The organism is Goodfellowiella coeruleoviolacea (assembly GCF_024171785.1).
In the GTDB taxonomy this organism is placed as follows: Bacteria; Actinomycetota; Actinomycetes; order Mycobacteriales; family Pseudonocardiaceae; genus Goodfellowiella; species Goodfellowiella coeruleoviolacea.
This window is the reverse complement of the sequence record NZ_JAMTCK010000002.1, coordinates 403,368-424,408: the sequence shown is the minus strand read 5'-3', so window position 1 is coordinate 424,408 and position 21,041 is coordinate 403,368. Positions and strand designations below refer to the sequence as shown.

Genomic DNA, 21,041 nt, shown 5'->3' with positions numbered 1-21,041 from the left:
CGGGAGTCAGTCGCAGATCGTCGACCACAACACCCCACCCGTTCGATATCTCGGAGCTAATCCGTCACACCGAACAACGCTAGAAGTCGTCACAATGTCCGTCAAGCCTGGTCTTGCCGCCGGAAGCTGGGATAGGTGACGAAGATCAGGACTGCCCCAGTTGGCGCAAAGCGGGTGTTACAGTGCATCAAGCTTCCAAGGTCAATCCGAAATATCGGACAGGAGTGGCGTAGCCGTGTCCACCGATCAACCCCGCCCACCCGTTGACCCGCTGCCGGACACCTGTTCCGCCGTTGAGGTCACCGCTCCCGGCGAGCACGCCCTGATCACCACTCCGGTCCGGTCCCCGGGCGCGGGCGAGGTGCTGGTCGCGGTGGCCGCCGCCGGCATCTGCGGCAGTGACGTGGAGCTGTTCCAGGGCCGCCGGCCCGCCCCCTACGTGCGCTATCCCGTGGTGCCCGGACACGAGTGGGCCGGGCGGGTGGTGCGGGTGGGCGCGGACGTCACCGGGGTGGCGCCCGGCGATGCCGTGGTGGCCGAGGGCTTTCGCTCCTGCCAGGTCTGCGCGCGCTGCCGCAACGGCGAGCCCACCCTGTGCACCGCCGACTACGCCGAGACCGGCTTCACCCACCCGGGCGCGTTCGCCGGGTTCGTGGTGGTCCCCGCCCGACTGGTGCACCGGCTGCCCGACCTGCCCGAGGGCACCCTGCTGGAGCACTGCGCGCTGCTGGAACCGGCCGCGTGCGTGGCCGCCGGGCTGCTGGCCGCGGCTCCCCGGCCGGCCGGCCACTACGCCGTGCTGGGCACCGGCACGCTGAGCCTGCTGGCCGTGCAGATGCTGGCCGCGCTGCGCCCGGCGTCGCTGACCGTGCTCGGCCGCCGGGATCACCAGTTCCCGCTGGCACGGCGCTTCGGGGCCACCCGGACCGTGCTCATCGACCAGGCCGAGGACCTGCGGGGCGGTGCCGACCTGGTGTTCGAGGCGACCGGCTCGGCCTCGGCCGTTCCCCTCGCCCTCGACCTGGCCCGCCGAGGCGGCAGCGTGGTGCTGGAGGGCATCGCCGGCACCGGACCGGTCTCGCTGGACCCGGATGTCTTCGCCCTCAACCAGCTGCGGGTGTTCGGCGTGTTCGGCGCGGACTCGCGGGCGTGGCAGCACGCGATCGCACTGCTCAGCAGCGGCGCCCTCGACCTGCCCGCGCTGGTTTCCCACCAAGTGGGACTGGCCGATTACGGCCAGGCGCTGAGCCTGCTCACCGAACGGCCGGCCAACCTCGGCAAGGTGCTGCTGCTGCCCTGACCGGAACGGCCACACGGAACGGGCGAGCTGTCCGAGATTTCGGCGAGGACACTCCGCCACTCGGTCCGCGTCTCCGGTTCGGCCAGCGGAAACGACCAGCGGGACCGACAGCACGGCAGCGCACGCCACACCCCGTGATGTCCGATTTCTCGGATGCGACCCGGTATATTGGACGTTATTTCCGGTGACCTCGTTGCGAAAGGACGTGGACCCCGACCATGCCGCGACACGTGCCAGCGGTGATGCGCGCCGCCGACATCCTCGAACTGTTCCTCGGGGAGCGCAACACGCTGTCCGCACCGGAGATCGCCGCCCGGTTGGACCTGCCCCGCTCCACCGTGCACGAACTGCTGGCCACCCTGGTGCACCGCCGGTTCCTGGACCGGCAGCCCGGCGCCGAGACCCAGTACCGGCTCGGTCCCCGGCTGCTCGAACTCGGTGCCCGCTACCAACAGGGCCTGGACCTGGCCCTGGAGGGTGAGATCGTGGCCAAGCGGATCGCCGCGGAGTGCCAGGAGACCGTGCACGTGGCCGTGCTCGACGGCATCGAGGTGGTCTACGTCTGCAAGATCGACTCGACGCACTCGGTGCGGATGGTCTCGGCGGTGGGCCGGCGGCTGCCCGCGCACTGCACGGCCATCGGCAAGGTGCTGCTCGCCGGGCTGCCGCAGGGACAGGTGGACGAGCTGTACCGGGGCCGGGAGATGGTCGGCCTGACCCCGCGCAGCATCACCTCGATCGCGGCGCTGCGGGCGCAGTTGGCCGAGGTCCGCCGGACCGGGGTGGCCTTCGAGATGTGCGAGTCCAATGTGGACGTCGGCTGCGTGGCCGCGCCGGTCACCGACCACGCCGGCGAGTGGGTGGCGGCGATGAGCATCTCGGTGCCCACCGTCCGGCACCGCGAGGAGTCGTGGCCCACCTGGGAACGCCTGGTCCGCGACGGTGCCACCGAACTCTCCCGCCGTCTGGGCAGCCCGGTGCGCTGACCGCGCGCCGACCGGCGCCGCCCGGCTGTTCGCTCCCGGAGCGTTCAGTCCAGCGAACCGGGCACGGAGTGTCGGACCGGTACGGATCCGGCGTCAATCGGCCAACCGCAGCAGAATTCCTGCTGCCGTCACGCGATTGACCCCGACCCCTGGAGCGCCCTAACTTCAGCGGTGGGCATTTCGAACACCATTCGGTATATCGAACGTGCCATCGATGCTCTTGCAACGCGGCAACCGCATCGCGCCCCGCTGCCACCGATGGCACCCCGCCGTTGGAGGCATCCATGACGCACGGCCGTCTCTCCCGCCGCCACGCGTTCCGGCTCACCGGCGCGGCCACCGCGGCCAGCGTGCTGGCCGGTCTGACCGCCAGACCGGCCACCGCGGGCGTGTCGCCCGCCCAGCCCGGTGCCCCGCTCGCCCGGGTGGCACCCCCGGTGGCCGCCTTCGCCCTGTCCGACGTCCGGCTGCTGCCCGGTCCCTTCGCCGACAACCAGAACCGCACCCTCAGCTACCTGTCCTTTGTGGACGCAGACCGGCTGCTGCACACCTTCCGGCGCAACGTGGGCCTGCCCTCCACCGCCACCCCGTGCGGTGGCTGGGAAGCCCCCGACGTCGAGCTGCGCGGACACTCGACCGGGCACCTGCTCACCGCGCTCGCCCAGGCGTTCGCCAGCACCGGCGACAGCGCGTACCAGGCCAAGGCGAGCCGGATCGTCAGCGCGCTGGCCGCCTGCCAGGCCGCCGCCCCGGCCGCCGGGTACGGCCGGGGCTACCTGTCGGCGTACCCGGAGAGCTTCATCGACCGGGTGGAGAACGGGCAGCAGGTGTGGGCGCCCTACTACACCCTGCACAAGATCATGGCCGGGCTGCTCGACCAGTACCTGCTGGCCGGCAACCAGCAGGCGCTGGACGTGCTGGTGGCCAAGGCCGCCTGGGTCAAGGCCCGCACCGACCGGCTCAGCACCGCGCGGCTGCAGGCCATGCTGCGCACCGAGTTCGGCGGCATGAACGAGGTGCTGGCCAACCTGTACCTGGTCACCGGCGACCAGAACCACCTGACCACCGCGACCCGGTTCGACCACGCCGAGATCTTCGACCCGCTGGCCAACCGGCTCGACCGGCTGGCCGGCTACCACGCCAACACGCAGATCCCCAAGATCATCGGCGCCATCCAGGAGTACCAGGCCACCGGGCAGGCGCGCTACCGCGACATCGCCACGTTCTTCTGGGACACCGTGGTCGGCCACCACACCTACGCCAACGGCGGCAACAGCAACGGCGAGCACTTCCACGCCCCGGACGCCATCGCCAGCCAGCTGTCCGACTCGACCACCGAGTGCTGCAACACCTACAACATGCTCAAGCTGACCCGGCAGCTGTTCCGCTACGACCCCAGCCGCATCGACTACCTCGACTACTACGAGAACGCGCTGCTCAACCAGATCCTCGGGTCCCAGGACCCGGCCTCGGCCCACGGGTTCGTGTCCTACTACGTGCCGCTGCGCGCCGGCGGCATCAAGACCTACAGCAACGACTACGACACCTTCTGGTGCTGCCACGGCACCGGCATGGAGAACCACACCAAGTTCGGCGACACCATCTACTTCCACACCGACGACGCGCTGTACGTCAACCTGTTCATCCCCTCCGAGCTGACCTGGCGGGACCGCGGCCTGGTGCTGCGCCAGGAGACGCGGTTCCCCACCCAGCCCAGCACCCGGCTCACCGTGCGGCAGGCCGGCGGCACCGCGCTGGCGCTGCGGCTGCGGGTGCCGTCCTGGGTGGCCGGTGCCGACTCGGTGCGGATCACGGTGAACGGGGTGGCGCAGCCGGTGTCGGCCAGGCCGGGCAGCCACGTGGAGCTGAACCGGGTGTGGCGCGCCGGCGACGTGGTGGAGCTGACCATGGGCATGTCCCTGACCCTGGAGCCGACCCCGGACGACGCGTCGGTGCGTGCCGTGCGCTACGGGCCGGTGCTGCTGGCCGGCGAGTACGGCGGCAGCAACCTGACCGCGTTGCCCAGGCTGCAGCCGGACTCGCTCACCGCCACCGGCCAGCCGCTGGTGTTCCGGGCCAGGGCGAACAACGCCAGCGTCACGCTGAGTCCCTTCCACGCCCTGCACCACCAACGGCACAGCGTCTACTGGCGGATCGGCTGAGGCGGTGCTTGCCAGCCGGTGGCTGGCTCCCTACCGTCCTTGTCGGCTGTTACTCCGGTGTTCCACCCCTGTTTGCGTGAGGAGCCGCGATGGAAACGCCCCAACCCAACCGCCTGCCCCGCCGCGCCGCCCTGGCCGCGGGCCTGGCCGCCACCACCGTCGGCGTCGTGGCGGGCCAGGCCGGCGCCGAGCCCGGTGCGCCCGACCAGCAGGACGCCGACCAGTCGGGCACTGCCCGAACCCTGGCCACCGGCCGGCAGTTCGAACTCGCCAGTGGCCAGCAGCGGGCCGTGGTGACCGAGGTGGGTGGGCGGCTGCGGTCGTGGCGGGTGCGCGGCCGGGAGGTGCTGCTCACGCACGGGGCCGACGAACTCGGCGACAGCTACCTCGGGCACGTGCTGCTGCCCTGGCCCAACCGGATCGACCACGGCAGGTACACGTTCAACGGTGTCGAGCAGCAGACACCGCTCACCGAGCCCGGCCGGGACTGCGCCCTGCACGGCCTGGTCAGCTGGGTGCCCTGGGTTCCGGTGGCGCAGCGGCGGGACCGGGTGCGGCTGGCCTACGTGCTGCACCCGCAGTACGGGTACCCGTTCACGCTGTCCTTCCAGATCGAGTACGCGCTCACCGGCGACGGACTGCGGGTCACCCTCACCGCGCGCAACGTCGGCACCGCGGCGGCGCCGTTCGGCGCCGGCTACCACCCCTACGTCCAGGTGGGCTCGCGCACCATCGACTCGGCGCTGCTCACCATCCCGGCCGACACCTACTACACGGTCAACGACCGGCTGATCCCCACCGGCAAGGCCAGCGTCGCCGGCACCCCGCTGGACTTCCGCACACCTCGGCTGCTGGGCGACACCAAGCTGGACACCGCCTACACCGGACTGTCCCATGTGGATGGTGAGGCGGTGGCCGCGCTGGAGCTGCCCGGTGGTCCCCGGGTGGAGGTGTGGATGGACGAGACCCACCGCTACGTCCAGGCGTACACCGACGACGGCCAGAACGGCCGGCCCAACCGGGCCGGCATCACCCTGGAGCCGATGACCTGTGCCCCCAACAGCTTCAACACCGGTGACGGGCTGATCGTGCTCGAACCCGGCCAGCGCTACCAGGGCAGCTGGGGCCTGCGCGCCACCGGCTGAGCGCCTGGCCGGCAGGTGCGGCGCGGCCCGTCCGGTGCGCGCCGCGTCGCACCTGTCCGGTGTCAGTCGCGCGCGGAGCCCACCAGGATCCGCCGCACGTCCTCGGGGGCGTCCCAGAGCAGGTCGTGCTCGCGCAGCCGCCGCGCCAGCGGCGCGTACTACCAACCGCCGTGGCCGGCGCCGGGAACGAGAACGGAGGTGGGCATCTCAGGCACTTCTCAGCTGGTGGGTGTCGGCGCCGGTCGCGCGCCGGTAGGTTTCGGTGATCCGGGCGAGTTCGCCGGGGGTGCGCGCGTCGCTGGCGCGATGCATCTCGCGGTTCGCGGCGACGACGGCCGCGGTGGCCGGGCGGCGGATCCGCTCGTACCCGGTCAGTCCGGTGGCGAAGTCGCGGGCCAGTTCCTCGGCCAGCACCCGGGCGTCGACGATCGCCTGGGAGGCGCCGTTCGCGCCGACCGGATACATCGGGTGCGCCGCGTCGCCGAGCAGCGTCACCCGGCCGCGGCCCCACCACGGCAGCGGGTCGCGGTCGACCATCGGGTACTCCAGGACCAGTGCGCTGTTCCCGATCAGGCCGGCCACGTCGAGCCAACCCAGCGCCCAGTCGCGCAGGTGCGCGAGGACGTCGTCGGGCCGGCCGGGCTGGTTCCAGTTCGCCTCGTCGGGCAGCGGCCCCGGCTCGGCGACCGGCACCATGACGACCCAGTTCACCGTGGACCGTCCAATCGGGTACGTGATCAGCTCGACGTTGCCGGGCCCGAGCGCGATCACCATTGACCGTCCACTGAGGAATGGCGGTAGCTCGGTGACACCCCGCCACATCCGCACCCCGGACCAGCGCATCGGTCCCTGCCCCGGGTGCAGTCGCTCGCGCACCACCGAGTGCAGGCCGTCCGCGCCGACCAGCGCGTCGGCCACGATCTCGCCGTCGGGGACGCGAACCCGGACCCGGTCCTCGTCCTGGGTGAGATCGAGCAGCGGGGTGCCGGTGCGGACCGCGTGCGGGCCGATCCGGTCGCGCACCGCCGCCAGCAGCAGCATCTGCAACTGGCCGCGGTGCACCGAGTACTGCGGCCACCGGTAGCCGCCGGCGATGCCGCGCGGCTCGGTGAACAGGGTGTTGCCGAGGTGGTCGCTGTAGACGATCTCGGCGGTGGCCACGCCGATGCGGTCCAGGTCTGGGCCCAGCCCGAGGTCGGTCAGTTCCCGCACGGCGTGCGGCTGCAGGTTGATGCCCACGCCCAGCGGGCGCGGTTGGCGGACGCGCTCGATCACCGCCACGTCGATGCCCACGGCGTGCAGGCTCAGCGCGGCGGTCAGTCCGCCGATCCCGGCTCCGGCGACGAGCACTCGCATGGTCAGCTCCGATTCCCACCTCGGCCGGTGGCCGTCACTCCGGTGGAGACCGGCGTGGTGACGGCGGTGTCGCAGGTGGTCGTGGTCGTTCTCCCTTGGTCGTCACCCAGCCTGCGCCCGACCACTCCATAAGTCCAACATCTGGTTGTTCTTGTATCTATAATCTGTTGTTATGGAGCTTCGGCAGTTGGAGTACTTCGTCGCCGTGGTGGAGGAAGCCAGCTTCACCAGAGCGGCGCAGCGGGTGCACGTGGCCCAGCCCGGGGTCAGCGCGCAGATCCGCCGGCTGGAGCGGGAACTCGGCCAGGAACTGCTGGACCGCTCCGGCCGTTCGGTGCGGTTGACCGAGGCGGGCGCGGCCGTGCTCCCGCACGCCAGGGCCGCGCTCGCGGCGGTGGCCAGCGCGCGCCTCGCCGTGGACGAGCTGACCGGGCTGGTGCGCGGCCGGGTCGCGGTCGGCACGGTGACCTCGCACGACGCCAACCTGCCCGCGCTGCTGGCCGAGTTCCACGAGGACCACCCCGGGGTGGAGATCACCCTCACCGAGGCCAACTCCGACCAGCTGGTCGACGGGCTGCGCAGTGGCCGGCTGGACGCGGCGATCATCGCGCTCGGCGCCGAGACACCGCCGGACCTCGGGCTGCACACCATCGTGGACGAGGAGATCGCCGCGGCCGTCAGCCCGGGCCACGACCTGGCCAGGCACACCGCGATCCCGCTGACCGAGCTGCGCGACCAGCCGCTGATCAGCCTGCCGCCGGGCACCGGCATCCGCTCGCACCTGGACGCCGCCTGCGCCGCGGCCGGGTTCGTGCCGCGCATCGCCTTCGAGGCCGGCAACCCCGCCGTGCTCGGGGAACTCGCCGCGCGCGGGCTGGGTGTGGCGGTCCTGCCCGTCTCGCTCGCCACCACCCACCCCGACCTGCACGCGCTGACCATCACCGACCCGGAACTGCGCGGCTGCCTCGCCCTCGCCTGGCGGGCCCAGGGCCCGATCAGCCCGGCCGCGCGCACCCTGATCCAGCGGGCCCGCCAGGTGTTCACCACCGGGTGAGGCGGCGCTCAGCCGCGGTCGAGCACTTCGACGCGCAGGCCGTGCCGGGGCCGCATCGCGGCCAGGCTGACCGGCCGGACGCGCTGGGCGGGCAACCGCAGCGAGGTGCGCGCCACCAGCCGGGCGAGCATCACGGTCAGCTCGGTGGTCGCCAGCACCGAGCCGACGCACCGGTGCGGACCACCGCCGAACGGCAGGAACTCGTGCGGACCCGGCTTGCGGTAGCCGGGCTGGCTGGCGTCCCAGCGCTCCGGCAGGAACTGCAGCGGCCGCGGCCACAGTTCGGGCAGCCGGTGGGTCACGTACGGGCTGTAGAGCAGCGTGCTGCCGGCCCGCACGGTGCGCCCGGCGAACGCGAAGTCGCGCACCACCTTGCGCGGCACCACCACCCCGGGCGGGCACAGCCGCAGCGTCTCGTGCACGACGCCGTTGAGGTAGGTCAGCGCGCGCAGGTCGGCCGGGCCCGGCGGGCGGTCCCCGAGCACCGCGCTGACCTCGGCGCGGGCCCGCTCCCAGGCGTTCGGCGTGGTCAGCAGGAAGTACACGGCCCAGGCCATGGCGGCGCTGGTGGTCTCGTAGCCCGCGGCGATCAGCGACACCGACTGGTCGCGGACCTCCTGGTCGCTCAGGCCGGCGCCGTCCTCGTCGCGGCCGTGCACCAGGGTGGCCAGCACGTGGTCGTCGGTGTCCGCGCCGCCGCGCCGGGTTCGCTCGATCTCGGCGAACAGGCGCTGGTCGACCTCGGCCCTGGCGGTCATGGCCCGCCGCCACAGCGGGGTGCGCAGCCGCTGGTGCGCGGTCACCACCTGCGGCAGCCGGTCGGTCAGGTCCAGCAGGGCCTGCAACCGCTCGCCGAAGAAGTCGGCGCCGGCGGCCAGCCGCCGGCCGAACAGCGACTGGATGGTGCTGCGCCGGATCGCCGAGCGCAGCTGCTGGTACACGTCGACGACCTGGCCGGGCCGCCACCGGCCGATGACGGCGTCCGCGTTCTCCGCCATGACCGCCAGGTAGCCGGTGATCTGCCGGTGGTGCATGGCCGGCTGCACCAGCCGGCGGCGCCGGTGGTGGTCCGCCCCGTCGCTGACGATCAGCGCCGTCTCGCCGTCGACCGGCATCAGCGAGGCGAACGCGTCGCGCCACCGGAACAGCGCCGAGTTGGCCAGGACGAACCGGTTGGCCTCGGCACCGAGCAGGTACACGAAGCCGTGGCGGCCGCCGGAGCCGAACACCGGTCCGAACCGGCGGTAGCCGGCCAGCAGCAGTTCGGCCGGCCAGTACCGCACGGGACGGGGCGCACCACAGGTCGTCGGGGTCGTGATCGCGGTCATCCAGCCTCCCCAGTTCGCTACAGCTGTAGCGACTACAGCTGTAGCGGAAGGCTACCGCTGGCCGAGGTGGCCGCGCAGCACCACGTCGACCGAACGGCGCAGCCGCTCCCGGTCGTCACCGCCGAGGAACGGACGGGCCAGCGCGTCGTAGAGCAGGCCGTCCAACTGCGCCAGCAGCAGCCGCGCCGACTCCTCCGGGTCGGGCAGCCCCACCGCGCGGAAGCCCTCGGCGGCCCGGTCCACGAACCGCCGGTTGGCCATGGCCAGTTCCGGTGCCAGCTCGGTGCGGCGCGCCGCGTCCAGGTACAGCTCCAGCCGGGCCCTGGTGCGCGCCCTGGCCGGCCCCAGCCAGTGGACCAGCAGGTCGGTCAGGGTGTCGGCGATCCTGGCGACGTGCGCGGGGGTGGCGATCGACCAGCCGGTGACCGGGATGCCCGCGAGCACGTCCTGTTCCGCCTCGACCAGCCGGTCCAGCACGGCGGCCAGCAGGGCGAGCCTGGTGCGGAAGCAGCTGCTGGTGCTGCCCGGTGGCAGGTTCGCCCTGGCGTCCACCGCCCGGTGGGTCAGCCCGCGCAGGCCGTCCGCGGCGATCACCTCGATCGCCGCGTCGACCGCGCGCTGCTTCCTGGACCGCTCTTCCCGCTCGGTTGTCATGCCCACCAACATGGTGCGCCGGCACGACCGAGCGCAAATCCGGTCCACCGCGGACCGACCTGGGGTGTCCACAGTGGATCGTGGTGGGCCCGCCTCACCCCGGCGAGCGGCGTGACCGCCACTCGTTGAGGGTCACCGCGGCGATGATCACCAGTCCCTGCACGGCCTGCTGCCAGTAGGCGCTGACCTGGAGGGCGATCAGGCCGTTGGTGATCAGGGTGAGCAGCGTCCCGCCCAGCACCGTGCCCAGGATCGACCCGCTGCCGCCGAACAGGCTGGCCCCGCCGATCACCACCGCGCCGATGGCGGTCAGCTCGTAGCCGACCCCGGCGCTGGGCTGGGCCACCGACAGCCGGGCGGTCTCCAGCAGGCTGGACAGCGCGGCCATGGTGCCGGCCACCGCGTAGACGAACAGCTTCACCCGGTCGACCCGGATGCCGGACAGCTGCGCCGCCGGCTCGTTGGAGCCGACGAAGTAGACGTGCCGGCCCAGCACGGTGCGGGTGAGCACCAGGTGGGCGAGCACGGCCAGCACCAGCGCCACCCACACCGGGATGGGAATGCCCAGCCAGGAGCCCTGGCCCAGGGCCAGGAACGGGGCGCCGAACCCGGTCTTGGTGGAGCCGCTGGTCAGGCCGAGGGCCACGCCGCGGGCGATGCCGAGCATGCCCAGGGTGATGATGAACGGTGGCACCCTGGTGAGCAGGATGAGCGCGCCGTTGACCAGGCCGCAGGCCAGTCCGGTGGCCACGGCCAGCGGGATGGCCACGGCGAAGGGCAGGTCGGCGCTGATCACCCAGTAGCCGGTGGCCACCGAGGTCAGCGCGACGACCGAGCCGACCGACAGGTCGATGCCGCCCGTGGCGATCACGAAGGTCATGCCCAGCGCGATGATCACCACCAGGGCCGCCTGCCTGGCCATCACCACCAGGTTGTCCACGGTGACGAAGTTGTCGGTGACCAGGCCGAGCACCACGATGATCGCGGCCACCACGACGAGCAGGCCCAGTTCCCTGGCCCGCAGGGCGCGGCGCCACCACGGCTCGCGCTGCTCGTCCGGGGCGATCGCGTTGTCCGGTGGGGAGCCGGCGGTGGCGGTGCTCGTCATGACCGGGCCTCCCCGGCAGCGTCGGCGGGCCGCGCCCGCACCCCGGTGGCCAACGCGACCACTCCTTCCTCGGTGGCCTCGTCGGCGGCGAGTTCGCCCGCCGTCCGGCCCTCGCACAGCACCACGATCCGGTCACTCATCCCGAGCACCTCGGTCAGCTCGCTGGAGATCAACACGATTCCCACACCCTCGGCGGCCAGTCCGCGGATGATCCGGTAGATCTCCGCCTTGGCGCCGATGTCGACACCCCTGGTCGGCTCGTCCAGCAGCAGCACGGCCGGTTCGGTGGCCAGCCACTTGGCCAGTGCCACCTTCTGCTGGTTGCCGCCGGACAGACCGCCGACCCGGGCGTCCACCCCGGGACAGACGATGCGCAGCGCGGCCCGGAACCGCTCGGCCAGCCGACGCTCCCGGCGGGGCTGGAACCAGCCCCGGCTGGCGACCTGACGCGGCACGGTCACCGCGATGTTGGACCGCACCGGCTGGTCCAGGAACAGCCCGGTCAGCTTGCGGTCCTCGGACAGGTAGGCCAGCCCGGCCCGGATGGCCAGGCCGGGGTGGCGGAACCGCACCGGCCGGCCCCGCAGCCGCACCTCGCCCGCGGTGATCGGTTCCGCGCCGAACACCGCCTTGGCCGTCTCGGTGCGGCCGGAGCCGACCAGCCCGGCCATGCCGACCACCTCACCGGCCCGCACCTGGAAGGACACGTCCCGGACCCGGGGGCCGGCGCGCAGCCCGCGCACCTCCAGCACGACCTCGCCGACGCCGGCCCGGCCGTGCTCGCCGAACAACCGGTCGATCTCCCGGCCCACCATGCGGGTGACCAGGTCGTCCGGGTCGGTCTGCGCGGCCGGCAGCACGCCGGTGACCTGACCGTCGCGCATCACCGTGATCCGGTCGGCCACCTCGAAGATCTCGCGCATCCGGTGGCTGACGTAGACCACGGCCACGCCGTTGTCGCGCAGCCGGCGCACGGTGGCCAGCAGCCGGTCCACCTCGTCCTCGGTCAGCGCCGAGGTGGGCTCGTCCATGATGATCAGTCGGGCCCGCTGGGCCAGTGCCCTGGCCACCTCGACCATCTGCTGGCGGGCCAGGGACAGCCGGCCCACCGGGGTCCACGGGTCCACCTGGACACCGAGTTCCGCCAGGGCGGACCGGGTGGCGCTGGCCATGGCGGACCGGTCCACCAGCCCGGCCCTGGTCCGGGGCTCCCGACCCACCATCACGTTCTCGGCCACGGACAGGTCCGGGGCCAGGGTCAGCTCCTGGTGGATGACGGCGATGCCGTGCCGCTGGGAGTCGCGCGGCCCGGCCAGCCGCACCGGCTCGCCGGCGATCTCCACCTGACCCGCATCCGGGCTGACCACCCCGCCGAGCACCTTGAGCAGGGTGGACTTGCCGGCGCCGTTCTCCCCGACCAGCGCCAGCACCTCGCCCGCCCGCACGGTCAGGTCGACCTCGGCCAGGGCGCGCACCCCGGGATAGCTCTTGCTGATCCCGGTCATCCGCACCAGGGGAACGGCCGCCTGCTCCTCGGTGCCGGTCACGCCGTGGTCTTCTCGAACTCGGCGAGGTTGGCCTGGGTGATCGCGACGACGCCGGTGTCCAGCTCGGTGGTGGCCGGCGGCTGGTTGGCGGTCATGGCGACCAGCATCTGCAGCGCCGCCGCGGTCATGCCGTAGGGGCGCTGCGAGACCAGCAGCTGCACGCAGCCGGTGCGCATCAGGTCGCGGGACTGCTGGATCGCGTCGAAGCCGGCCACCTTGACCTTGCCGCAGCGGTTGGACTGCTGCAGCGCGGTGGCCGCACCCGGCGCGTCCCCGGCGTTGATGCCGACGATGGCGGCGATGTCCGGGTGCGCGGACAGGATGGCCTCGGTCTTGCTGGCCGCGGTGGCGATGCTGTCGTTGGACTCCTCGGTGGCCACCAGTTCGACCTCGGGCGAGGTGGCCAGCGCGTCCTTGAGGCCGGTCAGCCGCTGCTGGCTGTTGACCGCGCCGAGCGAGCCGACGATGACGGCGATCTTGCCCTTGCCGCCGATCTCCTTGATCAGGTTCTCACCGAAGGTCCGGCCCGCGGTGGTGTTGTCGGTGCCGATGTAGCCCTGCACCTGGCTGTTCGGCACCGGGGAGTCCCAGGCGATCACGTTGATGCCCTGCTCGCGCGCCTTGGCGATGGTGGCCTGCACCGAGTTGGGGTCGTTCGGGGAGATGGCGATGCCCTTGGGCTTGCGGGCCAGCGCCGCCTCGAAGATCTGCACCTGCTGGCCGACGTCGGTGGTCTGCGGTCCCAGGAACTCCGCGGTCACGCCCAGTCGGCCGGCCGCCTCCTCCATGCCCTTGCGCGCGTCGTCCCAGTACGGGTTGTCCAACGACTTGGGCAGGAACACGTAGCTGTCCCCGGAGGCGCCCTTGACCTCGGGAATGCCCAACCGCTTGGCCAGTTCGCTGGCCTCGGCCTGGCTCTGGCTGCTCCCCTTGTCGCTGCCCTGCTGCTGGCCGCCGGCGGTGTCGGAGTTGGAGCCGCAGGCCGTGGCCACAAGTGCGGTCACCAACGCGCAGGCCACGGGAAGCGCCTTGCTCAGCCGCATCGTGATCCCCTCCACAGGATGTCCGAAATATCGAACGAGATTCGATATTGTGGATGAAACTAGGGTTACTGGGATGCAACGTCAACCCCCGGACGGCACAGTCGATACCACCCGGACGGCGCAGTGCGCACCGCTGCGGCAGCGCCTGCGGCCAGCGCGGGCAACGGTTGCCCCAGTTGGCCCCGTGACCGGTCGTCCCTTTGGTGCATCCGACGGAAAACCGGGGAAGTTCGCCAGGAAAGAGCTTTCCCGGCGAGCCGGTTGCGGGCAGCACGGAAGGCAGCGGCGGCGCGGCCACCCCGGACAGTGGCAGCGACAGCGGCTTCCCGTCAACACTGACGGGCCGTGGCGGCCGGCACCGGCCAACCGCCACGGCCCGCGCGACGTCCGCCTCAGCGGACGAGACGTGTTCGAAATCCCGATTCGAGCCCGACCGGTGTGTGCCGGGCCCGCTCAGGACCGGACACAGCGGGCGGCGCCGGAGACCGCCCAGGGCACCCCCAGTTCGGAGAACAGCGCGAGCCGCTCGGCAGCGGCGGCGACCTCCACGTCGATGCCCCTGATCACCCGGCGGGCACTGGCCCCGCACCCCTCGGTCCTGGTCCACCCGGCGGGGATGGGCACCGGATCGGGCGCCTCCCGCACGGCCTGCAGCACACCGGTGAACCCCCTGGCGTTGCGCAGCGGGGACAGCAGGGGCACACCGTGCGGGTCACTCCGGTGGTCCAGGAGGTTCTCCAGCAGGTCGGTGGGCGGCGGCACGCGCAGCAGCCGGTCGTTGATCTGCACCAGGTCCGTCTTGTAGCGCAGCACCGCGCGGCCCCTGGTGCCGTGCACCACCAGGTACGGCTCGTGGTCGAGTTCCGCGCACAGCGAGCCGGCCACCACGACCTCCGGCTTGCCCGCGCAGCGGATGCGCACGCACGAGGTGTCGTCCGCCTCGATGTCCCTGGCGCGGTGCAGTTCGACGGTGACCTCCTCGGGCATCCGGTCGGCCGCGCCGACCACGGCCAGCGCCGAGGCCACCGCGTGCGAGAACGGGTTGGTCAGCACGCCGTCCACCACGGGCTGTCCGTCCAGCCAGCGCCGGCCGGCCCAGGCGTTGCGGCGGTAGTAGGAGTCGGTGCGGGTCCACGCGCCGACCGCGCCGACCCCGACCACCTCGCCCAGCTCCCCGGCGTCGATGGCCGCCCGCAACACCGCGAACCCGGGTGAGCCGAAGCTCTGGAAGCCGACCTGGCAGGCGCGCCCGGTCCGCTCGGCGAGCGCGACCAGTTCCTCGAAGCCGCCGAGGTCGGGCACGGGCGGCATTTCCAGCAGCAGGTCACTGCCGTGGCAGAGCACGCGCCTGGCCAGGTCGAGGTGGGTGTGCGGTGGCGTGGCCACCACCGCGACGGCTGGCGCGCAGGCGGCCAGCAGCTCGTCGACGTGTCCGTGCACCGAGGCGCCGCGCGGCAGCAGCGCCAGCGCCTCGTCGTCCGGGTCGCGGATGTCGCACACCCCGGCCAGCACCACCCGTCTCCGGTCGTGCAGTTCGCGAAGCCGCCGTAGGTGCCGGCGGGCGTGGCCGGCTGTGCCGGCCAGCACCACGCGCGGTGGATCCGTGATAGGCACCATTGCCTCCCGCAACTGATCCACGTGAATGCGTTGACCACGTTCTCCGTCAGGACCCGCGGGAAGGTCCGGCTGGCGTGTGGCGCGTTCCTCCAGGACGTGCGGGTGTGACACGCCGAGGCGCGGCCGGAGGAGTCCGGGGGCGGCCGCGCCCAGCCGCGCCCTGTGGCGACACCTTCCAGCGAGGTCACTAGAACGTCGCACAGCCCACCGGCCGCGTCAAGGGCGGCGCCACCCCGGGCGGGAAGCGCTTTCCAGGTTGACCGGCAAGAGGATTCGTTTGCGGAGGTGAGTGGTGCGGGTACCGGCGGGTCTACTCGGCGCCGGCGGCCGCGGGAACGCGGTGGGCGAGGTAGTCCTGGATGGCCGGTGTGGACCAGGCGCCGTCCGCGATCACCACGTGGTAGTCCAGCGTCAGCGTGTCACCGGCCGGCAGCAGCAGCGGCTGGTCGAAGGCGAAGGCGAAGCTGACCACCGGGTAGGGCGTGCTGCGCACGAACCACGGGGTCGGCCAGCGGGGATTGCCCGGCGAGTCCACGAACACCAGGGTGGATCGTTTCAGGCTGCCGTCGTGGGTCCCGGTGTAGGCCAGCCACGCGGACCGGTGGCCCATCGCGGCGTCCCCCACCACCCCGTCGGAGGTGCGCACCGAGCCGGACACGAACGAGCGGGGGCCGCGCCAGAACAGCCCGCCGTAGCCGGCCATCGGCCGCCCCTCGGTGGTCGGGCTGCCCCAGCGCAGCGGCGCACCGCTGATGTTGCGCAGCCGGGTGGAGAAGCGCAGCAGCCAGGCGCCGCGCTCGAAGTCCACGTCGCGCACCTGCAGGGTGCGCTCCTCGGCGATCCAGTCCTGCCCCTGGCTGGTGGTCCAGCGCAGGTCGTGGCTCAGCACCACGTGGCCGGCCCGGGTGGCCAGCTCCCGCCACCGCAGGTGCCGGATCGACCCGTTGTTGGGCAGCGGCACGTATCCCTGGTCGCGCACGTAGGTGCGCCCGCCCCAGAAGTTCTGCCCGGACAGGTTGGCCGAGGTCAGCTGGAGCCCGTTGTGCCAGGGGTGGTCGTGCGGCCGGACCGCGGTCACCACCTGACCCGCGGTGGTGCGCAGCGGGTGCAGGTAGGGCTTGGGCGAGTCGCGCTGGGCGGTCTCCGGCAGCGTGACGTAGCGCAGCAGCGCCCTGCGGTCGACCAGCACCCGGACCCCGTTGCGGGTCCGGTCCAGGTGGACCCCTGCCGCGCCGGTGGCGGCTCCGGCGGAACCCTGCAGCGACCCGCCGCCGCCCCGACTTCCCGCGAGATCGTGTGGACTGCCGGCCGCGGCCCGGTGCCACGTCGTCGGCAGCTTGGTGCTCGAACTCGTCATGGCCGGTGCTCTCCGTTCGTCGGGCTGGCCGCCGGGCCCCGGCACGGCGGTGCAAGGGCCCGGTCGCCAGCGTTACCAGGTCAGGACATCGGCCACCCGCACCGGCGCGCCGGTCCGCAGCGAGGTGTTGGCGGCCAGTCCCAGGGCCAGCGCCCGAGCGCCCGCGAGGTGGTCGGCCGCGAACCCAAGCCCGTCCGCGCCCGGCCCGGTCGACGCCGCGGTGGCGCGCCCGCCCAGCAGGTCGTCCAGCATGCGTTGGTCACCGCCGCCGTGTCCGTCGCCCAGTGGCTCGTCCACGATCACCGCCGGCGGCTGCCACAGCCGGTGGTGGGTGAGCAGTGCCCGGTTGTTCGAGGCCCGGTCGACCGCGCCGGGCGCGAGTCCGACCCGGGCGCCGCCCGAGCGCGGCGGCAGGGCGAACTCGTTCTCCCGCACGGTCAGCTCCAGCCGGCCCGCACTGCCGTTGAACGCCACCCGGTAGCCCTCGAACGGCGAGTAGGCCACCAGGTGGTAGGACAGCCGGGCGCCCCGGGTGTAGCGGGCCACCACGGCCACGTCGTCCTCGATGGTGATGTCCTCGGCGAAGACGTTGCTGTCCCGGTGGTAGCCGTCCTCGTGCTCGGCCCGCAGGTACAGCGCCGCCAGTCGCGGCGAGTCGGCCAGGTGCAGCGCGAACGGGTCGGCCGCGGCTTCGGCCGACCCGGCGGCCCGCGCGTACTCCCGGCGGTAGCCGTGCCTGGTCCCGTTCGCCGCGCCGTAGAAGGACAGCCCGCCGTCCGCGTACACGGTCTCCGGCTCGTCGCCGAGCCACCAGTTCACCAGGTCGAAGTGGTGGCTGGACTTGTGCACCAGCAGGCCGCCGGACCGCTGCTTGTCCCGGTGCCAGCGGCGGAAGTAGTCCGCGCCGTGCTGCACGTCGAGCAGCCACTCGAAGGTCACCGACAGCACCGTGCCGACCGCGCCGTCCGCCAGCAGCTCGCGCACCTTGGCGTGCACCGGGTTGTAGCGGTAGTTGAAGGTCACCGTCACCGACCCGCCGGTGCGGCGCTGCGCGTCGAGAATGCGTTGGCACCGCTGGGCGTCCACCGTCATGGGCTTCTCGGTGACCACGGCGCAGCCGGCGTCGAGCGCGGCCACGATGTACTCGTCGTGGGTGCTGTCCACAGTGCACACCACCACGGCGTCCACCCGTTCCCGGCGTAACATCGCGCCGAACTCGGCCGCCGGGTAGGTCGGCACCGGCTGCCCTCCGCCGCGTGCCGCCAGCCACTGGTTGTGCACGTCCATCCGCGTCTGGTTGCTGTCGCAGAAGGCGACCAGCTCCACGTCCGGCCGGGCCGGATCGGTCAGTGCCTCGACGTAGAGTTCGGCGCGGGACCCCAGCCCGACCACCGCCCACCGCCTGGTTGCCGTTGGCCGCTCGACCACCTCGGTCACCCGGGTCAGCTGCTCACCCTGCACTCGCCCACCTCGCTGTTCCGCTCGCGGTCGATCGCCGCGCCTCGTCCCTGCCCACCGCCGCTTCGACACGGCGTGGTGTCACACCGGCCCGAACCGGTGGTGCCAGAACTGGTGATCGCCCAACCCGTGATCAGGCGACCCGTGCTCGCCGGCGGGCTCAGCCCAGTGAGTTGCCGGCCTGCTCGAAGAAGGTCCGCACGCTCTGCTCCACAGTGGATCGTCCGAACGCGACTTCTTCGTACTGCCGCTGCAACAGCAGCTGGATCGACCCCGCGCCCTTGGGCGGCGTGGGCGGAGCTGCGGAGAGTTGGGCGTCGATGCTGGCCTCGTAGTCGTAGATGGCCCTGTCCGTGCCGGTGGCCGCGGCCGCCAGTTCCGCCCGGTTCTTCTCGTTGGGCGGCAGCCCCCGGTTGGTGCCCAGGATCTTGGCCGCCTCCGGGTCGTTGATCAGGAAGTCGACCAGCTTGACGGCGGCGTGCCTGGCGGTGGACCGGTTCGACACCGACAGCAGTTGCGATCCCCTGCGGTACTGGCCCAGCTGGCCGTTGTCGGTGGGGTACGGGGCCAGCGCCAGGTTGTGCCCGGTGGCGTTCTGGTAGCCGGGGAAGACGCTGTCGTAGGCGAACTCCGCGGCGCTGAGCTTGCGGCCCAGCGGCGCCTGCTCCGGTGCGCCGTTCATCGAGGCGATCTGCTCACCGGTGGAGGCCGCGTTGCTCTTGGCCAGCCCGGTGGTCAGGGTCCAGTACTCGGTCAGCTCGGCCGGGCCGAAGCCCAGCTTGCCCTCCTGGGTGAACAGGTCCTTGCCCCGCTGGCGCAGCCAGATCTCCAGCGCGTGGTCCGAGCCGCCGAAGTCGGTGATGCCGCGCACCGCCAGGTTGTTGGCCGCGCTGACCCTGCTCGCGGCCGCGGCCAGGTCCGCCCAGGTCATCGTGGCGCTGATGGTCGTGCCGGCGGCCTGGAACAGCGCCGGGTCGTAGACCAGGGCGTGAGCGTTCTGCGCGAAGGGGATGCCGTACTGCTTGCCCCCGGTCTTGCCGGTGTCGACCAGGGCCGGGTTGAGCCCGCTCAGGTCGAGGTCGCTGGCGGCCTGGTCACCGCCCAGGTCCAGCAGCACACCCCGGCCGCCGTACTCGGCGAGGTAGCGGGTGTCCATCTGCATGACGTCCGGCGCCTTGCCGCCGGCCGCCTGGGTGGCCAGCTTGTCCCAGTAGGCGCCGTACGCCGAGAAGGAGGTCTCCACCTGGATGGTGGGATTGCGCCGCTCGAACAGCTCCACGGCCTGGTTGGTCAGGTCGGCCCGCTGGTTGTCACCCCACCAGGTGAAGGTGATCGTCGCCGGCGCGTTCGGGTCCTGCTGCTCGCCGACACCGCAGCCGGCGAACAGGCCCAGTGCGGACAGCACGGCCAGGGGGGCGGCCAGGCGCTGCCGCCAGCGGCGCGGCCGGGTGCTCCAGGGTTGACGTCGATGCGTCATCACAACCCCACTTCGTCGTGGATCACGTTCTGATCGACCGGCCGTGGGATTATTGCTACAAACGTTTTCAGCAGGTGTCAAGGATCAGCGGAGCCAGGCCGTGGCCACAAGCGGCCACCAGCGAGAATCGGTCCAGCCGCGAGCACCCCGACGCGCGCCGCCGTTCGGGCCGGGGTCGCTGTTGACAGTTGCAGCAATCGTTTGCATGATGGGCGTTCCCGAGGGCGGAGGAGAGCTGCGTTGTCGGTCACGATCCGCGACGTCGCACACAAGGCGAACGTGTCGGTTTCGACGGTGTCCCGCGCCCTGAGCGCGCCCAACCTGGTCAGGCAGCAGACCAGGGATCGGGTGATCGCCGCCGCCGACGAGTTGGGGTACCGGCCCAACACCGCCGCCCGCAGCCTGATCACCGGCAAGACCGGGATCCTCGGCATCGTGGTGACCGATCTGGGCAACCCCTTCTACACCGGCATCCTCAAGGGGGTGCAGGCCAGGGCCAGGCAGGACGCCTACTCGGTGCTGTTCGCCGACGGCGAGGAGGACCCGGCCACCGAGGAGAGCCTGGTCCGCACCATGGCCAAGCAGGTCGACGGGCTGGTGGTGTGCGCGCCGACCATGTCCGACCAGCAGTTGCGCGACCTCGCCGAACTCACCCCGATGGTGTTGGTGAACCGGCACGTCCCGGAGATCCCCGCCGTGCTGATGGACAGCGCCGGCGGCATGCGCCAGGTGGTGGACCACCTGGCCGCGCTGGGCCACGAGCGCATCGCCTACCTGGGCGGCCCCCGCGGCGCCTGGTCGGACCAGGAACGCCGGGCCGGTCTGCTGGCCGCGGCCGAGCGCCAGCACATCGGCGTGGCCGAGTTCGGTCCGTTCCCACCCCGCTTCGACGGCGGCATCCAGGGCGCCGACCTCGCCCTGGCCGCGGAGGTCACCGCGATCGTGGCCTACAACGACCTGATGGCCTTCGGCACGCTCAGCCGGCTGCGCTCCCGCGGTGTGCGGGTGCCCACCGACGTCAGCGTGGTCGGCTTCGACGACCTGGTCTTCTCCGCGACCTCGGCCCCGCCGCTGACCACCGTGGCCATGCCGACCGAGGCGGCCGGCCGCGCCGCGGTGCACCTGCTGCTGGCCCGGCTGGCCGAGTCCGGAGCCGGAGCGCCGGCCACCGCGCAGCGGCTCGACACCTACCTGATCGTGCGCTTCACCACCTCCCCGCCGGGCGCGCCGGTCTCGGTCAGCGCCCACCACTGACGCCGCACACACTCCACATCGGACAGTGGCGGCGGTGGCCCTCACCCTGGTCGGGGCAGCGGGATGGCCGCGGCCGCCTCACCCCGGCCGGCGGCCGGGCGCACCGACCGAGGAGCAGCACTTCGCCGACACGGCCGGGGTAACCCCTCCGGGCCACCGCCGGCTCCGGTCGCGCCGCGCCCCAAACCGGCCCCA

16 protein-coding genes are annotated in these 21,041 nt (G+C 72.4%); 6 read left to right on the top strand and 10 right to left on the bottom strand.

Going from position 1 to position 21,041, the window contains the following annotated elements:
• Positions 1–235: 235 nt before the first annotated feature.
• The 4 genes from LX83_RS05225 (at position 236) to LX83_RS05210 (ending at position 5,593) form a co-directional block, all read left to right on the top strand.
• Entirely contained in the window at positions 236–1,300 is a 1,065-nt protein-coding gene (locus tag LX83_RS05225; protein WP_253767610.1) for a zinc-dependent alcohol dehydrogenase, read from the top strand.
• 218 nt (positions 1,301–1,518) lie between these two features.
• Positions 1,519–2,286 carry an IclR family transcriptional regulator gene (locus LX83_RS05220; RefSeq protein WP_253767608.1) on the top strand — a complete coding sequence of 256 codons (768 nt, stop codon included), beginning with the start codon at positions 1,519–1,521 and terminating at the stop codon, positions 2,284–2,286.
• 284 nt (positions 2,287–2,570) lie between these two features.
• Positions 2,571–4,448: a glycoside hydrolase family 127 protein gene (locus LX83_RS05215; protein WP_253767606.1), complete on the top strand. Its 1,878-nt coding sequence runs from the start codon at positions 2,571–2,573 to the stop codon at positions 4,446–4,448.
• A gap of 89 nt (positions 4,449–4,537) precedes the next feature.
• A complete protein-coding gene (locus LX83_RS05210; RefSeq protein ID WP_253767604.1) occupies positions 4,538–5,593 on the top strand; it encodes an aldose 1-epimerase family protein in 1,056 nt (351 codons plus the stop codon).
• A 207-nt stretch (positions 5,594–5,800) separates the two neighbouring features.
• Here the strand turns inward: LX83_RS05210 and LX83_RS05205 are convergent, their stop codons facing one another.
• Positions 5,801–6,949 carry a flavin-dependent oxidoreductase gene (locus LX83_RS05205; protein WP_253767602.1) on the bottom strand — a complete coding sequence of 383 codons (1,149 nt, stop codon included), beginning with the start codon at positions 6,947–6,949 and terminating at the stop codon, positions 5,801–5,803.
• A gap of 172 nt (positions 6,950–7,121) precedes the next feature.
• Here LX83_RS05205 and LX83_RS05200 point away from each other — a divergent pair, with 172 nt between their 5' ends.
• On the top strand, positions 7,122–8,003 hold the full coding sequence (locus tag LX83_RS05200) for a LysR family transcriptional regulator (RefSeq protein ID WP_253767600.1): 882 nt from the start codon (positions 7,122–7,124) through the stop codon (positions 8,001–8,003).
• Positions 8,004–8,011: 8 nt separating this feature from the next.
• On the opposite strand, the gene LX83_RS05195 is transcribed toward LX83_RS05200, so the two are convergent.
• The 9 genes from LX83_RS05195 to LX83_RS05155 all read right to left on the bottom strand — a co-directional run bounded on the left by LX83_RS05195 (position 8,012) and on the right by LX83_RS05155 (position 19,592).
• Positions 8,012–9,331 carry a cytochrome P450 gene (locus LX83_RS05195; RefSeq protein WP_253767598.1) on the bottom strand — a complete coding sequence of 440 codons (1,320 nt, stop codon included), beginning with the start codon at positions 9,329–9,331 and terminating at the stop codon, positions 8,012–8,014.
• Positions 9,332–9,382: 51 nt separating this feature from the next.
• Positions 9,383–9,985 (bottom strand): TetR/AcrR family transcriptional regulator, encoded by a 603-nt coding sequence (locus LX83_RS05190; protein ID WP_253767596.1) that lies wholly within the window; start codon positions 9,983–9,985, stop codon positions 9,383–9,385.
• A gap of 94 nt (positions 9,986–10,079) precedes the next feature.
• A complete protein-coding gene (locus LX83_RS05185) occupies positions 10,080–11,093 on the bottom strand; it encodes an ABC transporter permease (protein ID WP_253767594.1) in 1,014 nt (337 codons plus the stop codon).
• Positions 11,090–12,640: a sugar ABC transporter ATP-binding protein gene (locus LX83_RS05180; RefSeq protein WP_253767592.1), complete on the bottom strand. Its 1,551-nt coding sequence runs from the start codon at positions 12,638–12,640 to the stop codon at positions 11,090–11,092. The genes LX83_RS05185 and LX83_RS05180 overlap by 4 nt, the downstream gene beginning before the upstream one ends.
• The gene (locus LX83_RS05175) at positions 12,637–13,683 is read right to left on the bottom strand and encodes a sugar-binding protein (protein WP_253767590.1); all 1,047 of its coding nucleotides are present in this window, start codon (positions 13,681–13,683) and stop codon (positions 12,637–12,639) included. Before LX83_RS05175 ends, LX83_RS05180 begins: the two co-directional genes overlap by 4 nt.
• 453 nt (positions 13,684–14,136) lie before the next feature.
• The gene (locus LX83_RS05170; RefSeq protein ID WP_308203913.1) at positions 14,137–15,297 is read right to left on the bottom strand and encodes a Gfo/Idh/MocA family protein; all 1,161 of its coding nucleotides are present in this window, start codon (positions 15,295–15,297) and stop codon (positions 14,137–14,139) included.
• Positions 15,298–15,610: 313 nt separating this feature from the next.
• On the bottom strand, positions 15,611–16,657 hold the full coding sequence (locus LX83_RS05165; protein WP_253767588.1) for a DUF6807 domain-containing protein: 1,047 nt from the start codon (positions 16,655–16,657) through the stop codon (positions 15,611–15,613).
• A 72-nt stretch (positions 16,658–16,729) separates the two neighbouring features.
• Positions 16,730–18,118: a Gfo/Idh/MocA family protein gene (locus tag LX83_RS05160; RefSeq protein WP_253767587.1), complete on the bottom strand. Its 1,389-nt coding sequence runs from the start codon at positions 18,116–18,118 to the stop codon at positions 16,730–16,732.
• A gap of 157 nt (positions 18,119–18,275) precedes the next feature.
• On the bottom strand, positions 18,276–19,592 hold the full coding sequence (locus LX83_RS05155; RefSeq protein ID WP_253767585.1) for an ABC transporter substrate-binding protein: 1,317 nt from the start codon (positions 19,590–19,592) through the stop codon (positions 18,276–18,278).
• 240 nt (positions 19,593–19,832) lie between these two features.
• On the opposite strand from LX83_RS05155, the gene LX83_RS05150 reads away from it, so the two are divergent.
• Positions 19,833–20,846, top strand: a complete 1,014-nt coding sequence (locus tag LX83_RS05150; RefSeq protein ID WP_253767583.1) for a LacI family DNA-binding transcriptional regulator — start codon at positions 19,833–19,835, stop codon at positions 20,844–20,846.
• Positions 20,847–21,041: the final 195 nt, after the last annotated feature.

Coding starts and splice junctions, on each gene's coding strand:
- LX83_RS05195 (WP_253767598.1), bottom strand. CDS start 9,331: ATGACCGCGATCACGACCCCGACGACCTGTGGTGCGCCCCGTCCCGTG.
- LX83_RS05210 (WP_253767604.1), top strand. CDS start 4,538: ATGGAAACGCCCCAACCCAACCGCCTGCCCCGCCGCGCCGCCCTGGCC.
- LX83_RS05190 (WP_253767596.1), bottom strand. CDS start 9,985: ATGACAACCGAGCGGGAAGAGCGGTCCAGGAAGCAGCGCGCGGTCGAC.
- LX83_RS05155 (WP_253767585.1), bottom strand. CDS start 19,592: ATGACGCATCGACGTCAACCCTGGAGCACCCGGCCGCGCCGCTGGCGG.
- LX83_RS05215 (WP_253767606.1), top strand. CDS start 2,571: ATGACGCACGGCCGTCTCTCCCGCCGCCACGCGTTCCGGCTCACCGGC.
- LX83_RS05175 (WP_253767590.1), bottom strand. CDS start 13,683: ATGCGGCTGAGCAAGGCGCTTCCCGTGGCCTGCGCGTTGGTGACCGCA.
- LX83_RS05165 (WP_253767588.1), bottom strand. CDS start 16,657: ATGACGAGTTCGAGCACCAAGCTGCCGACGACGTGGCACCGGGCCGCG.
- LX83_RS05205 (WP_253767602.1), bottom strand. CDS start 6,949: ATGCGAGTGCTCGTCGCCGGAGCCGGGATCGGCGGACTGACCGCCGCG.
- LX83_RS05220 (WP_253767608.1), top strand. CDS start 1,519: ATGCCGCGACACGTGCCAGCGGTGATGCGCGCCGCCGACATCCTCGAA.
- LX83_RS05200 (WP_253767600.1), top strand. CDS start 7,122: ATGGAGCTTCGGCAGTTGGAGTACTTCGTCGCCGTGGTGGAGGAAGCC.
- LX83_RS05185 (WP_253767594.1), bottom strand. CDS start 11,093: ATGACGAGCACCGCCACCGCCGGCTCCCCACCGGACAACGCGATCGCC.